The sequence below is a fragment of the Actinocorallia lasiicapitis genome, assembly GCF_054778695.1.
Genome location: NZ_BAAGZI010000135.1, coordinates 1 through 13,863, shown reverse-complemented (window position 1 = coordinate 13,863; position 13,863 = coordinate 1). Strand labels below are relative to the sequence as shown.

The following is a 13,863-nucleotide window of genomic DNA, read 5'->3' as shown; positions in this document are numbered from 1 at the left end:
TCGAGGGAGCTCGAAGCCGTGATCCGCAAAGTCGCTCTGCTGGCCGCCGCCGGGCTGGCGCTGTCGATCCAGACGATCGGCCTGCCGATGCAGCTGGCCGTCCGGCGGGCCGAGCTCGGCGCCGCAACCGCTTCGGCCGGTTTCTTCCGGCCGTTCGGCGGCGTCGTCGGCGTCGGAGCGGGCATGGCCGTCGCCTACCGGACGGGCCTGCCGGAGCCCGCGCCCGCCTTCCTGCTCGCCGCCGGTTTCGCACTGGCCGCACTCCCGCTCGCCCTGCTGGTACGGGAGGTCCCCCTACCCGAGACGCCCCGCTCCAGGTGAGGGCGGTCCGGTGAACCAACCGTGCGGGTGTTTCGGATGTGAGTCTCAGTTAACGCCCGGGTGACGGGCGGGACGCCATTGGGAAATGTTCGCTGTTCAGCATCTTTCCCATGGGAGCTGACACGGAATTCGCGCTGGTCGTGGTCGGGCATGGGCCAACCGGACACCGTCTGGTGGAGGCTCTTCGGGAGCGGGACACCACCGGAGCCTGGAAGATCACGGTCATCGGTGAGGAGACCCGCACCGCCTACGACCGGGTGGCGCTGACGACCTACCTCGAGGGCGCCGACCTGGCCTATCCCGGGCACGGACCCGAGGTCAGGGTGGTCACCGGCGAGCAGGTGACCGCCATCGACCGGGAGGCCCGGCGGGTGACCACCGACACCGGCCAGGTCATCGGCTACGACGTGCTGGTGCTGGCGACGGGCTCATCACCGTTCGTGCCGCCCGTCGAGGGCAAGGACCTGCCCGGCGTGTTCGTCTACCGGACCATCGACGACCTCGACGCGATCCGCGCCTACGCCGCCGGACGGGCGTCGGGCGTCGTGGTGGGTGGCGGGCTGCTCGGCATCGAGGCGGCACGCGCCGTCCAGGGGCTGGGCCTGGAGTCGAGTGTCGTGGAGGTGGCGCCGTGGCTGATGCCGCGCCAGCTCGACGAGGGCGGCGGCGCGATGCTCCGCCGGCACATCGAGGGCCTCGGCATGGACGTCCACGCCGGAACCCCGATGGCGCGCCTGGCGGCGCGCGGCGACGGCGCGGTCGGCACGGTCGAGCTGGCCGACGGCCGGAGCATCCCCGCCGAGGTCGTGGTGTTCTCCGCCGGGATCAGGCCGCGCGACGAGCTGGCGCGCGCCTGCGGTCTCGACGTCGGCGAGCGCGGCGGCATCGTGGTCAACGAGGCGTGCCGCACCTCCGATCCGGCGATCTTCGCGGTCGGCGAGTGCGCGCTGATCGGCGGCATGGTCTACGGGCTGGTCGGGCCGTGCTTCTCGATGGCCGAGGTCGTCGCCGACCGGCTGCTCAACCCCGGCAGCGCCGCCGCGTTCCAGGGCGCCGACCTGTCGACCAAGCTGAAGCTGATGGGCGTGGACGTCGCGAGCTTCGGCGACCCGTTCGCCGACGCGCTCGGCGTCACCTACACCGACCCCGTCGCCGGGGTCTACAAGCGGCTGCTGGTCAGCGACGACGCCCAGACCCTGCTCGGCGGTGTCCTCGTCGGCGACGCCGAGACCTACGCGACGCTCCGCGCCTACGTCGGCGGCAAGCTGCCGGGCGCGCCCGAGCAGATGCTGTTCGGCGGCACCGAGGCGGCGGGCGGCGACCTGCCCGGCGCGACCGTGATCTGCTCCTGCAACAACGTGACGGCCGAGAGCATCAGGTGCGCGATCACCGACCACGAGCTCCGCGACGTCCCGTCGGTCAAGGCGTGCACCCGCGCCGGCTCGTCCTGCGGCTCCTGTGTCCCGCTGGTCAAGAAGATCCTCGACGCCGAGCTGACGGCCGCGGGGATCGAGGTGTCCAAGGCGATCTGCGAGCACTTCGCCTACTCGCGGGCCGAGCTGTTCGACATCGTCCGGGTCCGGCAGATCGGCACGTTCACGCAGCTCATCGCCGAGCACGGCACCGGCCGGGGCTGCGACATCTGCAAGCCGGCCGTCGCGTCGATCCTGGCGTCGCTGGGCAACGGCCACATCCTGGACGGCGAGCAGGCCGCCCTCCAGGACACCAACGACCACTTTCTGGCGAACATGCAGAAGAACGGCACCTACTCGGTGGTGCCGCGGATCCCCGGCGGGGAGATCACCCCGGAGCGGCTGATCGTGATCGGCGAGGTCGCCCGCGACTTCGGCCTCTACACCAAGATCACCGGTGGGCAGCGGATCGACCTGTTCGGCGCGCGGGTGGAGCAGCTTCCGCAGATCTGGAAGCGCCTCGTGGACGCCGGGTTCGAGTCCGGGCACGCCTACGGCAAGTCGCTGCGGACCGTGAAGTCGTGCGTCGGCTCCACCTGGTGCCGGTACGGGGTCCAGGACTCCGTCGGCATGGCGATCAAGCTGGAGCTGCGCTACCGCGGGCTGCGCGCGCCGCACAAGCTCAAGTCGGCGGTGTCGGGCTGCGCCCGCGAATGCGCGGAGGCCCAGTCCAAGGATTTCGGGATCATCGCCACCGAGAAGGGCTGGAACCTCTACCTGTCGGGCAACGGCGGGATGCGGCCCCGCCACGCCGACCTGTTCGCCACCGACCTCACCGACGACGAGCTGATCACCCTGATCGACCGGTTCCTGATGTTCTACATCAGGACCGCCGACCGGCTCCAGCGCACCTCGGTCTGGATGGAGAACCTGGAAGGCGGCCTCGACTACCTGCGCGAGGTGATCGTCGAGGACCGGCTGGGGATCTGCGCGGAGCTCGACGCCGCGATGGCACGGCACGTCGAGATCTACTCCGACGAGTGGGCCGACACCCTGGAGGACCCCGAGCGGCTGCGCCGGTTCGTCTCCTTCGTCAACGCCCCCGAGACCCCCGACCCGTCGATCTCGTTCGAGATCGAGCGCGAGCAGATCAAGCCCGTTCTGCTGGCCGGCCCCCGCCTGGAAGTGGTGACCAAATGACGACCGCGACAGCCCTCTGGACCGATGTGTGCGCCTACGCCGAACTGCTCCCCGAGCGGGGGGTCGCCGCGCTCGTCGGCGAGCGTCAGGTGGCGGTCTTCCGCACCCGGGAGGGCGACCTGTACGCCCTGGACAACCGGGACCCGTTCAGCGACGCCCATGTGATGTCGCGCGGGCTGCTCGGCTGCCGCGGCGGGGTGCCCACGGTGGCGTCCCCGATGTACAAGAACGTGTTCGCGCTGGCCACCGGGCAGAGCCTCGACGACCCCGAGCGGAGCGTCGCGACCTATCCGGTCCGGTTGAACGGCGGCAGGGTCGAGGTGGCGACGTGAGCGTCGTCGTCGTCGGGAACGGGATGGCGGGATCACGGTTCGTCACCGAGCTGCGGACCCGCGACCCCAAGGTGCCGATCACGGTGTTCGGCGCCGAGCACCAGCAGGCCTACAACCGGGTGCTGCTGTCGAATGTGCTGGCCGGGGTGACCAGGGCCGACCACATCGGGCTGGTCGACGCCGGCTGGTACGCCGCCCACGGCGTGGACGCGCGGCTCGGCGTCGGGATCGTGGCGATCGACCGGGAGAAGCGGATCGTCCACGGCTCGGACGGCTCCGTCACCTCCTACGAGACCCTGGTCCTGGCGACGGGGAGCACCGCGTTCATCCCGCCGATCCCGGTCGAGGACAGCGCCGACAGCGCGGCCGTCCGGCTGCCCGAGGGCGCGATGGTCTTCCGGACCCTCGACGACTGCCGGGAGATCTCGGCGGTCGCCGACCGGTCCCGCAAGGCGGTCGTGGTGGGTGGCGGGCTGCTCGGCATCGAGGCGGCACGCGGGCTCGCCGGCCGCGGGCTGGACGTCACCGTGCTGCACCTGGCGGGCCATCTCATGGAACGCCAGCTCGACCCGCCCGCCGGCCGCGTCCTGGTGCGGACCCTTGACCGGCTGGGCATCGGCACCCGGCTCCAGGCGAACGTCTCGGGGCTCACGACCACGCCGGACGGCCAGGTCAGCGGGGTCGAACTGACCCTTCCCGACGGCTCGGCCGAACGGGTCGAGGCCGATCTGGTCGTCCTGTCCTGCGGAGTGCGGCCCGAGGCGGGGCTGGCCCGCGCGGCCGGGCTGGAGGTCGACCGGGCGATCGTGGTGGACGACGAGCTCCGCTCGGTGACCGACCCCGACGTCCGGGCCATCGGCGAGTGCTCCCAGCACCGCGACGAGGTGTACGGGCTGGTCGCGCCGGCCTGGGAGCAGGCGTCTGTCCTCGCGGACCTGCTCGCCGGCACCGCGCCCGACGCGCGTTTCACCGGCTCCCGACAGATCACCCGGCTCAAGGCCACCGGGATCGAGCTGGCGTCGATGGGCGAGACCCACTGGGGCGACGACGACGAGGGCGTCGAGATCGTCCATTTCACCGACTCGACCCGCGGCACCTACAAGAAGGCCGTGATCCGGGACGGAAGGCTGATCGGCGCGATCCTGCTGGGCGAGACAGCCACCGCCGGCACCCTCACCCAGCTCTACGACCACGCGTCGCCGCTGCCGAGCGAACGGCTCAGCCTGCTGTTCCAGGGCGTCGGCTCGGCGTCCGAGGCGGCGTCGCCGCTGCGCATCCCCGACGCCGCCACCATCTGCACCTGCAACAACGTGACCAAGGGGCAGATCAGGGCGTGCTGGCAGCGCGGCGCCAGGACCACCGACGAGGTCTCCCGGCAGACCCGCGCCTCGACCGGCTGTGGCACCTGCCGGTCGGCGGTCGAGGGCATCGTCGCCTGGCTGGACGAGCAGGACTCCGTCACCGTCTGACGGCCGGAAGGCTGAAGGGCCCGTCCCCCGAGTGGTCCCGGGGAACGGGCCCTTCAGCCGTTCTCCAACCCTCAGACCGGGGCGATCCGGACGGCGCAGACCTTGAACTCGGGCATCCGGGAGACCGGGTCGAGCGCCGGATTGGTCAGGTCGTTGACGCCCTTCCAGTGGAACGGCAGAAAGACCGTGTCCTGCCGGATCGCGTCAGAGAGACGGGCCTTGACGGTCGTCGTGCCGCGCCGGCTGGCGACCTCGACGAACGCGCCCTCGGCGATGCCGCAGCGGTCGGCGAGATCGGGATGAAGTTCCAGGAACGGTTCGGGCGCCGCCCTGACCAGGTCGGGGACCCTGCGCGTCTGGGCGCCGCTCTGGTAGTGGGTGAGCAGCCGTCCGGTGGTCAGGTAGAGCGGGTAGTCGGTGTCGGGACGTTCGGCGGGGCCGCGGTGCTCGACCGGGATCATCCGGGCGCGGCCGTCGGGGGTGGCGAACCGGTCCAGGAACGGACGCGGGGTGCCGGGGTGCCGTTCGTCGGGACACGGCCAGAACACGCCTCCCTCGGCCTCGATCCGGTCGTAGGTGATGCCCGCGTAGTCGGCGATCCCGCCGGAGGTGGCGCGGCGCAGCTCGTCGAAGACCTCGCCGGGGTCGGTGCTCCATTTGCCGGGGGCCGCGAGCCTCGACGCCAGCCCGGCGATGATCTCCAGATCGGTGCGGACTCCTTCGGGCGGGAGCAGCGCCCGGTTGCGGCGCAGCACCCGTCCCTCCAGATTGGTCATCGTGCCCGACTCCTCCGCCCACTGGGCGGTCGGCAGCACGACGTCGGCGCGGGCGGCGGTCTCCGACAGCACGAAATCGGCGACGACCAGCAGGTCCAGCGCGTCCAGGCGGGCCGTCACCGAGGCGGCGCGCGGCGCGGACACCACCGGGTTGGAGCCGAACAGCAGCAGCGCCTTCGGGCCCTGCTCCGAGCCGAGGGCGTCCAGGAGTTCGTAGGCGGAGCGTCCGGCGCCGGGCAGGAGCTCGGGATCGACGCCCCAGACGTCCGCGACATGGGCGCGTGCCGCCGGATCGTCGATCTTCCGGTAGCCGGGAAGCTGGTCGGCCTTCTGGCCGTGCTCGCGGCCGCCCTGCCCGTTGCCCTGGCCGGTGATGCAGCCGTAGCCAGAACCCTCGGTGCCGGGCAGGCCGAGCGCGAGCGCCAGATTGATGAAGGCCGTCACGGTGTCGACGCCCTGGGCCTGCTGCTCCGCGCCGCGTGCGGTGAGGATCAGCGAGCGGCTCCCCCTGGCCAGCATCCGGACGGTCTCCCGCATCTGCGCGACCGGCACCCCGGTGATCCGCTCGACCCGCTCCGGCCAGTAACCGTTGACCGCGGTCCTGACCTGCTCCCAGCCGGTGGTGCGGCGCGCCAGATACTCCTCCTCCACCAGGCCCTCGGTCATCGCGAGATGCAGCAGCCCGTTGGCCAGCGCCAGATCGGTGCCCGGGGTGAGCTGGAGATGGAGGTCGGCCTGCTTGGCGGTGGGGGTGCGGCGCGGATCGGCGACGATCAGCGCGCCGCCGCCGGCCTTCTGCTCGGTGAGGTGCCGCAGGAACGGCGGCATGGTCTCCGCGACGTTCCCGCCGACCATGAGGATCACGTCGGCCTCGGCCACGTCGGTGATCGGTCCCGGCAGCCCGCGGTCCAGGCCGAACGAGCGGTTGAGCGCGGCGGCGGCCGACGACATGCAGAACCGGCCGTTGTAGTCGATCTGCGAGGTCCGCAGGCCGATCCGGGCGAACTTGCCGAGCTGGTAGGCCTTCTCGTTGGTGAGGCCGCCGCCGCCGAACACACCGATGGCGTCCGGGCCGTGCGCGTCCTGGAGGGCGCGGATCCCGGCGGCGACGTGGTCGAGGGCCTCGTCCCAGGAGCAGGGGCGCAGGGCGCCGTCGCGGCGGAGCAGCGGGGTGGTCAGCCGGTCGGGGACGGTCAGCAGTTCGGCCGCCGACCAGCCCTTCTGGCAGAGGCCGCCCCGGTTGGCCGGGACGTCCTCACGCGGCGCGATCTTCCGCTCGGGCGAGACCGTCATCCCGCACTGGAGCGCGCAGTACGGGCAGTGGGTGGCGGTCATACCCCGGCCTCCGCGAGGCTCGCGCGGCCCGTCTCGGCGCGGGTGATACCGCGCTTGCGCAGGTAGAGCGCCCAGGTGAGGACCATGCAGAGCGCGTAGAAGACGGCGAGACCGATCAGGGCGGGCGCGATCCCGCCGCTGCGCTCGATCGAGACCCGGAACGCCTGCTGGACCAGGACGCCGCCGAGCGCGCCGACCGCCGAGCAGATGCCGATCGCGGCGGCGGCGTGACGGCGTCCCGCGGACGCGGCGCGGGCGACGGCGGCCTCGACGTCGGCGTCCACGCGGGACAGCGCCTGGATCCGGAAGATCGCCGGAATCATCCGGTAGGTGGAGCCGTTACCGAGCCCGGTCGTGCCGAACACGCACAGGAACGCGCCGAGGAACAGCGCCCAGTCGCCGGAACCGACCGCGTAGGCGACCGCGCCGATCTCCACCGCCAACCCCAGGAAGACGATCATGGTGACGCGGGCGCCGCCGAACCGGTCGGCGAGCCAGCCGCCGACCGGCCGGGCGAACGAGCCCACGAACGCGCCCAGCCAGATGAAGTTCGCGCCCTTGACGTCCGGGAACTGGGCCTTGATCAGGACCCCGAAGGAGAACGCGTAGCCGATGAACGAGCCGAACGTCCCGATGTAGAGCACGGACATCACCCAGGTCTGGGCGCGGCCGCAGATCGAGACCATCTCACCGACCGTGTAGGCGGTCGTCGCGGTCCGCAGGTTGTTCATGAAGAAGTACGAGCCGGCGGCGGCGAGCAGGACGAACGGCATCCAGACCCAGCCGACGGCGACCAGCCCGAACGCCACGATCAGCGGCGGCATCAGCAGCTGGGTGACGCTCGTGCCGAGGTTGCCGCCCGCCGCGTTCAGGCCGAGCGGCAGCCCCTGCTTGGACGCCGGATAGAAGTGGGTGATGTTCGCCATCGACGAGGCGAAGTTCCCGCCGCCGAGCCCCGTCGTCGCGGCGATCGCCAGGAGCGCCCAGAACGGCAGGGTGGCCAGGTTCTCGATCGCGTAGACGAACAGGCCGGTCGGGATCAGCAGGAGCAGGCCGGAGACCACCGTCCAGTTCCGCCCGCCGAACCGGGCAGGGGCGAAGGTGTAGGGGATCCGGATCAGCGCGCCGACCAGGTTCGGGACGGTCGTCAGCCAGAGCACCTGCTCCGTGGTGAACACGCCCTTGGGCAGATTCAGGACCGCGATGCTCCACAGCAGCCACACACAGAAGCCGAGATGCTCGGTCAGCACCGAGAACGCCAGATTCCGGACGGCGACCCGTTTGCCCGTGGACGCCCAGAACGCGGCGTCGTCCGGCTCCCAGCGCTCGATCCAGCGTCCTCTGCCGACGACCGGGGCCTGGGCCCGCTCCTCCACAAGCGTCGTCATCCTGAACCTCCGCGCCTAGAAAATCCCGACACGGCGGACAATATGTACGGTGCGTTACGCGATTCGGCCTCGGCGATGTCGTCCGTGAAACGGACAACGCACATTCGTCACACGGCGCTGTTGGGTTCAGCCCAGCGAACCGTAGGCGGTGACCGAAAGGAACGTGATGGGCACGTCCAGCAGGTCGATGGGGCCGTGCGGAGCCTCACCGTCGAACTGCAGGGCGTCACCGGGCGCCATCGCGTAGCGGGCGTCGCCGTGGCCGTAGACCATCCGGCCCTCCAGCAGGTAGAGGAACTCGGTGCCGCCGTGCTGGTAGAGCGGGAACGGCTCACTGGTGTCGGTCAGGGTCACCAGCAGCGGCTCGATCCGCTTGTGCTCGCCGCGCAGCGAACCCAGCAGCCGGTAGACATGGCCGAGTTCGCTGCCGCGGCGGGAGATCCTGGCGCCTTCGCCCGCCGGGACGAACACCGCCTCGTGCTCGGCGTCCAGACCGCGGAACAGGGCCGTCACCGGGAGGTTCAGCGCCTCGGCGAGCTTGCCGAGGGTGGACAGGCTGCAGCTGGTCTGGGCATTCTCGACCTTCGACAGCATCGCCTTGGACAGGCCGGCGCGGCGCGCCAGCTCGGCCAGGGAGACGCGCTTGGCCGTCCGGTGCTCACGCACCCTCATCGCGATGATCTCTTCCAGCCGCACCCGCCCAGGATAGGGCCGGGCAGACCGCGTCGAGAGGAACCGTCAGGTCCATGGCGATCGACAGGACGAGCGTCCCGCGCTGGGGGACCACCGCCCCCGGTGTGGACACCGGTGGACGCTCCTATGCCGTGGTCTCGCTCGGCGAGGCCGCACGGGCCGTCGCGGAACGCTGGATCGGCGAGATCACCGCGCCGCTCTGGCACGCCCACGCCGACGCGCTCGACGACGGGCTGCTCGCCGCGTTCCGCCGTGAGCTGGGCAGGGCGAACGTCGGCTGGCGGCTGATGCTGACCGGCCCCGAGGACGAGGTGCAGATCCTGCGCTCGGCGGCCGTCGAAGCCGGGGCGCTCCAGTGCGAGATCAGGGCGCACGCCACCTCGGCGGAGCGGCAGCGCGTCTACTGCGCGCACTGCCGGACCGTCTCCCCCACCGGCGCCGGGATCGGCGGGGTCGTGCGCTGCCGGGGCAGCGGGCTCGACCTCGTCGTCCACCACCACTCGCGGCGGCTGGCCGCCTATCTCGGCTACCGGGCCGACGTCGAGGAGGCACCGTGAAACTGGTCGTCCGCGACGTCCTCGAGGCGTGTGCCGGGGTGCGGTCGTTCCGGCTGGCCAGGCCCGACGCCGCTCCCCTTCCCGGCTACACGCCCGGCAGCCATGTGGTCGTCGACGCCGGCGACCGCCGCAACGCCTACTCGCTGACCGGCGACGGCACCGTCGGCGACCACTACGAGATCTCCGTCCTCGAGGTGGACGACCACTACACCGCCGACCTGAGGCTTCGCCGGAAGATCCTGGACGCCGATCCCACCCGCTGTGTCGTCCTGCCCGAGGCGCGGCCCGCGGCCTGGGATGCCCTCCTCTACGTCCTCACCGAGCTGGCCGCCACGTATCCGGACCGGTTCGCCCTGGATTGCGACGGCGACGCCCGGATCTGGCGGAACCGCCCGCTCGGCGTCGAGCAGCGGTTCGTCTTCGGCGACGACTCCACCCTGCCCTGCGACCCCCTGACCTTCGCCGGACGCCAGGCCCAGGAGGACCTCGTGCTGCTCGACCAGCGCGAGGGCGCCCTGTGGGCGGACGCCGGGCTCGTCACGTTCGCCGCCGACTGGTCGCTCAACTTCGTCATCGGGATGCCGTTCCTGGAAATCCACGGGCCGGTGCCGCGGATCCACGAGGAAGGCGTGATCACCCGTGCCGAGCAGTTCCTGATGCGGCTCGAACCCGGCGTGGAGTACCGGCGCACCAACTGGTCGATGACCGTCGACCGCCGGTTGGACGTCTCGACCGAGACCTACCCGGAGTGGGGCCGCGACCGGTGGCTCGCGACCGTCGAGGTCCAGCATCTCCTCAGGCTTCCGGGCTCCCACGCGATCCTCTTCCTGATCCGCACCCATCTGGCCCCGCTCAGCGAGATCGCTTCGGTGCCGGAGTGGCGAGAACGGTTCGGCAGGGTATGGCAGGACCTGCCGGATGACATGGTCGACTACAAAGGTCTGAGTCGCTACCGGGCGGCCGTCGCCCGCTGGCTGGCTCCGGCCTGACACCACCCCGAGAAAGGCGGAACCATGGCACAGCACGTGCGGGGCATCGTGGCCCCGGGACGCGGCGAGCCGGTCGAGATCAGGACGATCGTCGTCCCCGATCCCGGTCCTGGCGAGGCCGTCGTCCGGGTCCAGGCCTGCGGCGTCTGCCATACCGACCTGCACTACCGGCAGGGCGGCATCAACGACGACTTCCCGTTCCTGCTCGGCCACGAGGCCGCGGGGATCGTGGAGTCGGTCGGCGCGGACGTCACCGAGGTCGCGCCCGGCGACTTCGTGATCCTCAACTGGCGGGCGGTCTGCGGTAGCTGCCGGTCCTGCCGGCGCGGCCGGCCCTGGTACTGCTTCAACACCCACAACGCGCAGCAGAAGATGACCCTGGACGACGGCACAGAGCTGTCGCCCGCCCTCGGCATCGGGGCGTTCGCCGAGAAGACGCTGGTGGCCGCGGGCCAGTGCACCAAGGTCGATCCGGCCGTCTCGCCCGCCGTGGCGGGGCTGCTCGGCTGCGGGGTGATGGCCGGGATCGGCGCGGCCGTCAACACCGGCGGGGTCGGGCGCGGCGACACGGTGGCCGTCATCGGCTGCGGCGGGGTCGGCGGGGCGGCGATCATGGGGTCGCGGCTGGCGGGGGCCGCCCGGATCATCGCGGTCGACATCGACCCGCGCAAGCTGGAGCAGGCGCTCCGGCTCGGCGCGACGCACACGGTCAACTCCACGCAGAGCGATCCGATCGAGGCGATCAGGGAGCTGACCGACGGCAACGGCGCCGACGTGGTGATCGAGGCGGTCGGCCGGCCGGAGACCTACGAGCAGGCCTTCTACGCCCGCGACCTGGCCGGGACCGTGGTGCTCGTCGGGGTGCCGACCCCGGAGATGAGGCTGGAGCTGCCGCTGCTCGACGTGTTCGGGCGGGGCGGCGCGCTCAAGTCGTCCTGGTACGGGGACTGCCTGCCCAGCCGCGACTTCCCGCTGCTCGTGGACCTGCATCTGCAGGGCAGGCTCGCGCTGGAGGAGTTCGTGTCCGAGACGATCGGCCTCGAGGACGTGGAGAAGGCGTTCGAACGGATGCACCACGGCGACGTGCTCCGCTCGGTGGTGATCCTGTGATCGGCCATCTCGTCACCTCGGGCACCTTCACGCTGGACGGCGGGGTCTGGGACGTCGACAACAACGTCTGGATCGTCGGCGACTCCAGCGAGGTGATCGTCATCGACGCCGCCCATGACGCGGCGGCCATCGCCGCGGCGGTCGGCGACCGGACCGTCCGGGCGATCGTCTGCACGCACGGGCACAACGACCACATCGACGCGGCGCCCGCCCTCGCGGCGCTCACCGGAGCCCCGGTCCTCCTGCATTCCGCCGACCTGCCCCTCTGGGAGCTGACCCATCCCGGCACCGCACCCGACGGCATCCTCACCGACGGCGAGACCCTGAAGGCCGGCGGGATCGACCTCACGGTCCTGCACACGCCGGGCCACGCCCCCGGCGCGGTCTGCCTGCACGCCCCCGACCTGGAGACGGTCTTCACCGGCGACACCCTGTTCCAGGGCGGCCCCGGCGCCACCGGCCGCTCCTTCTCCGACTTCCCGACCATCATCACCTCGATCGAGCACCGGCTGCTGCCCCTGCCGCCCGGCACGACGGTCCGCACCGGCCACGGCCCGACCACGACGATCGGCGCCGAATCCCCGCACCTCCCCACCTGGCTGGCCAGAGGCCACTGAGACTCCGGGACCGGGGCGTTCCACCGCGAGCGCCCCGGCTCGGTCAGTCCTGGAGCAGGCCGATGACGTTGCCGTCGGCGTCCTTGACGGTCGCGATCTGGCGGGTGCCGCCTACGGTCTTGGCGTCGGCGACCAGTGTCGCGCCGGAGTCGAGCAGGCTCTTGATCGTGCCGGCGATGTCCTCGACGTGCCAGTAGCCGATGGGGCCCGTCATGCCCGACTTGTGGCCGTTGGGGTCGAGGCCGACGGACTGGCCGGGCGCCTCGTACTGGACGTAGTACGGCTCGTCCACGACGGGTGTGCCGAGCAGCGCGCCGAAGACCTTCTTGGCGGCGTCGAGGTCGGTGACGGGGAAGATGACGGTCTTGAGTCCCAGGGTCATGGCACGGCTCCCTCAGTTCGTTTCCTGCTGACCTCTCCACCGTAGGGCGGGTGAACCGCCGGAGGCTTCTCGAAAACTGACCGTTCAGCCGATCTTGAAGGTCGCCTGGTAGGAGCTGGGGTCGAGCTGACCCGGCGCCTCCGGGTACGGGTCAAGGGCGACCAGTTCCACGGTGTGGCCGCCGACCGTCGCGGTCTTCGGATCGGCGTTCACATGGAGTTCGTGCCGGGCACCGCCCGCGGTCACGACGACCGTGGCGTCGCCCGCCCAGACGCAGTCGACGGCGCGCGGGCAGCGGCTGTCGTTCTCGACCCCTGTGAAGGTCAGCCCTTCGGCGGTCTGCCCGACCTTGAGCACCGTCACCCCAGCCGGGACGGGCTCGGTACCGGCGTCCGCGCAACCGCCACCGGCCAGGACGGCCAGGAGCAGCCCCCCGCACACGAGTCTTCTCATGACCCCACCCCTATCACGGACGCCGGACGCCGCCCGGCCTTCACCGGGTGATCCGGCCGCCGGTACGATCCGTTCGTGGCTTACCTGTACTGGAAAGACGTCCCGACGCGGTGGAACGACAACGACTGCTACGGGCATATGAACAATGTCGTCCACTACGAGATGATGGACACGGCCGTGAACACCTGGATGATCAGGGAGGCCGGGTTCGATCCGCTCAGGGGCGACGCCATCGGCATGTGCGTGGCGTCGAGCTGCCAGTACCGGGCCGAAGCGGGCTTCCCGGACGTCATCCGGGTGGGGCTGCGGATCGGCAAGCTCGGCTCGTCGAGTGTGAAGTGGGAGATCGGCCTGTTCAAGGGCGAGGTCCTGATCGCCGAGGGCGAGTTCACCCATGTGTTCGTCGGCCGGACGTCACGGCGTCCCGTACCGATCGCGGGCGCGCTGCGCGACGCGATGGAGAAGCTGGTGGCGGCGTGAAGACACGGGCCGCGGTCCTCACCGAGCTGGGGCTGCCCACGCCCTACGCCGTCTCCCGGCCGCTGGAGATCACCGAACTGACCCTGGACGATCCCGGTCCCGGCGAGCTGCTGGTGCGCATCGGGGCGGCGGGGCTCTGCCACTCCGACCTGTCGGTGATCAACGGTTCGCGGGTGCGGCCGCTGCCGATGGCGCTCGGCCATGAGGCCGCGGGCGAGGTCGTGGCGGTCGGCGCGGACACCGGTTTCCTGGTCGGCGACCATGTGGTGCTCGCGTTCGTGCCCGCCTGCGGCGCGTGCGCCCGGTGCGCGGCCGGACGTCCGGCGCTCTGTCTGCCGGGTGCGGCCGC

At 71.4% G+C, this 13,863-nt stretch carries 14 protein-coding genes and 1 pseudogene; 10 read left to right on the top strand and 5 right to left on the bottom strand.

Translation table 11 applies throughout. From position 1 onward, the window contains the following. The 4 genes and pseudogenes from ACYVE7_RS16885 to ACYVE7_RS16870 form a co-directional block, all read left to right on the top strand. Positions 1-321 (top strand): annotated as a pseudogene (locus tag ACYVE7_RS16885) (hypothetical protein); the annotation flags it as partial. A 110-nt stretch (positions 322-431) separates the two neighbouring features. Beyond that, on the top strand, positions 432-2,933 hold the full coding sequence (nirB, locus tag ACYVE7_RS16880; protein WP_460365661.1) for a nitrite reductase large subunit NirB: 2,502 nt from the start codon (positions 432-434) through the stop codon (positions 2,931-2,933). After that, the gene (nirD, locus tag ACYVE7_RS16875) at positions 2,930-3,265 is read left to right on the top strand and encodes a nitrite reductase small subunit NirD (protein ID WP_460365660.1); all 336 of its coding nucleotides are present in this window, start codon (positions 2,930-2,932) and stop codon (positions 3,263-3,265) included. The genes nirB and nirD overlap by 4 nt, the downstream gene beginning before the upstream one ends. Next, positions 3,262-4,734, top strand: a complete 1,473-nt coding sequence (locus ACYVE7_RS16870; protein WP_460365659.1) for an FAD-dependent oxidoreductase — start codon at positions 3,262-3,264, stop codon at positions 4,732-4,734. Before nirD ends, ACYVE7_RS16870 begins: the two co-directional genes overlap by 4 nt. 71 nt (positions 4,735-4,805) lie before the next feature. Here ACYVE7_RS16870 and ACYVE7_RS16865 read toward each other — a convergent pair whose 3' ends face one another. From ACYVE7_RS16865 to ACYVE7_RS16855, 3 genes are all read right to left on the bottom strand, one after another. Next, positions 4,806-6,845 carry a molybdopterin oxidoreductase family protein gene (locus ACYVE7_RS16865; protein WP_460365658.1) on the bottom strand — a complete coding sequence of 680 codons (2,040 nt, stop codon included), beginning with the start codon at positions 6,843-6,845 and terminating at the stop codon, positions 4,806-4,808. Further along, positions 6,842-8,233: an MFS transporter gene (locus tag ACYVE7_RS16860; protein WP_460365657.1), complete on the bottom strand. Its 1,392-nt coding sequence runs from the start codon at positions 8,231-8,233 to the stop codon at positions 6,842-6,844. The genes ACYVE7_RS16865 and ACYVE7_RS16860 overlap by 4 nt, the downstream gene beginning before the upstream one ends. Before the next feature lie 126 nt (positions 8,234-8,359). Beyond that, complete coding sequence (locus ACYVE7_RS16855) at positions 8,360-8,929, bottom strand: helix-turn-helix domain-containing protein (protein WP_460365656.1); 570 nt, start codon at positions 8,927-8,929, stop codon at positions 8,360-8,362. Between the two features lie 50 nt (positions 8,930-8,979). On the opposite strand from ACYVE7_RS16855, the gene ACYVE7_RS16850 reads away from it, so the two are divergent. From ACYVE7_RS16850 to ACYVE7_RS16835, 4 genes are read left to right on the top strand one after another with little or no spacing between them, the layout of a single operon-like run. Continuing rightward, complete coding sequence (locus tag ACYVE7_RS16850) at positions 8,980-9,483, top strand: dimethylamine monooxygenase subunit DmmA family protein (RefSeq protein ID WP_460365655.1); 504 nt, start codon at positions 8,980-8,982, stop codon at positions 9,481-9,483. After that, entirely contained in the window at positions 9,480-10,472 is a 993-nt protein-coding gene (locus ACYVE7_RS16845) for a heme-dependent oxidative N-demethylase family protein (RefSeq protein ID WP_460365654.1), read from the top strand. Before ACYVE7_RS16850 ends, ACYVE7_RS16845 begins: the two co-directional genes overlap by 4 nt. Before the next feature lie 24 nt (positions 10,473-10,496). Then, on the top strand, positions 10,497-11,582 hold the full coding sequence (locus ACYVE7_RS16840) for an S-(hydroxymethyl)mycothiol dehydrogenase (protein WP_460365653.1): 1,086 nt from the start codon (positions 10,497-10,499) through the stop codon (positions 11,580-11,582). Next, positions 11,579-12,199 (top strand): MBL fold metallo-hydrolase, encoded by a 621-nt coding sequence (locus ACYVE7_RS16835; RefSeq protein ID WP_460365652.1) that lies wholly within the window; start codon positions 11,579-11,581, stop codon positions 12,197-12,199. The genes ACYVE7_RS16840 and ACYVE7_RS16835 overlap by 4 nt, the downstream gene beginning before the upstream one ends. A gap of 43 nt (positions 12,200-12,242) precedes the next feature. On the opposite strand, the gene ACYVE7_RS16830 is transcribed toward ACYVE7_RS16835, so the two are convergent. Both ACYVE7_RS16830 and ACYVE7_RS16825 read right to left on the bottom strand, forming a co-directional pair. Then, complete coding sequence (locus tag ACYVE7_RS16830; RefSeq protein ID WP_460365651.1) at positions 12,243-12,581, bottom strand: VOC family protein; 339 nt, start codon at positions 12,579-12,581, stop codon at positions 12,243-12,245. Between the two features lie 84 nt (positions 12,582-12,665). Next, the gene (locus ACYVE7_RS16825; RefSeq protein ID WP_460365650.1) at positions 12,666-13,034 is read right to left on the bottom strand and encodes a hypothetical protein; all 369 of its coding nucleotides are present in this window, start codon (positions 13,032-13,034) and stop codon (positions 12,666-12,668) included. 75 nt (positions 13,035-13,109) lie between these two features. On the opposite strand from ACYVE7_RS16825, the gene ACYVE7_RS16820 reads away from it, so the two are divergent. Beyond that, positions 13,110-13,514, top strand: a complete 405-nt coding sequence (locus tag ACYVE7_RS16820; protein WP_460365649.1) for an acyl-CoA thioesterase — start codon at positions 13,110-13,112, stop codon at positions 13,512-13,514. Further along, positions 13,511-13,863: alcohol dehydrogenase catalytic domain-containing protein (locus ACYVE7_RS16815; RefSeq protein ID WP_460365648.1), on the top strand; the 353-nt coding region annotated here is incomplete at its 3' end. The genes ACYVE7_RS16820 and ACYVE7_RS16815, both read left to right, overlap by 4 nt.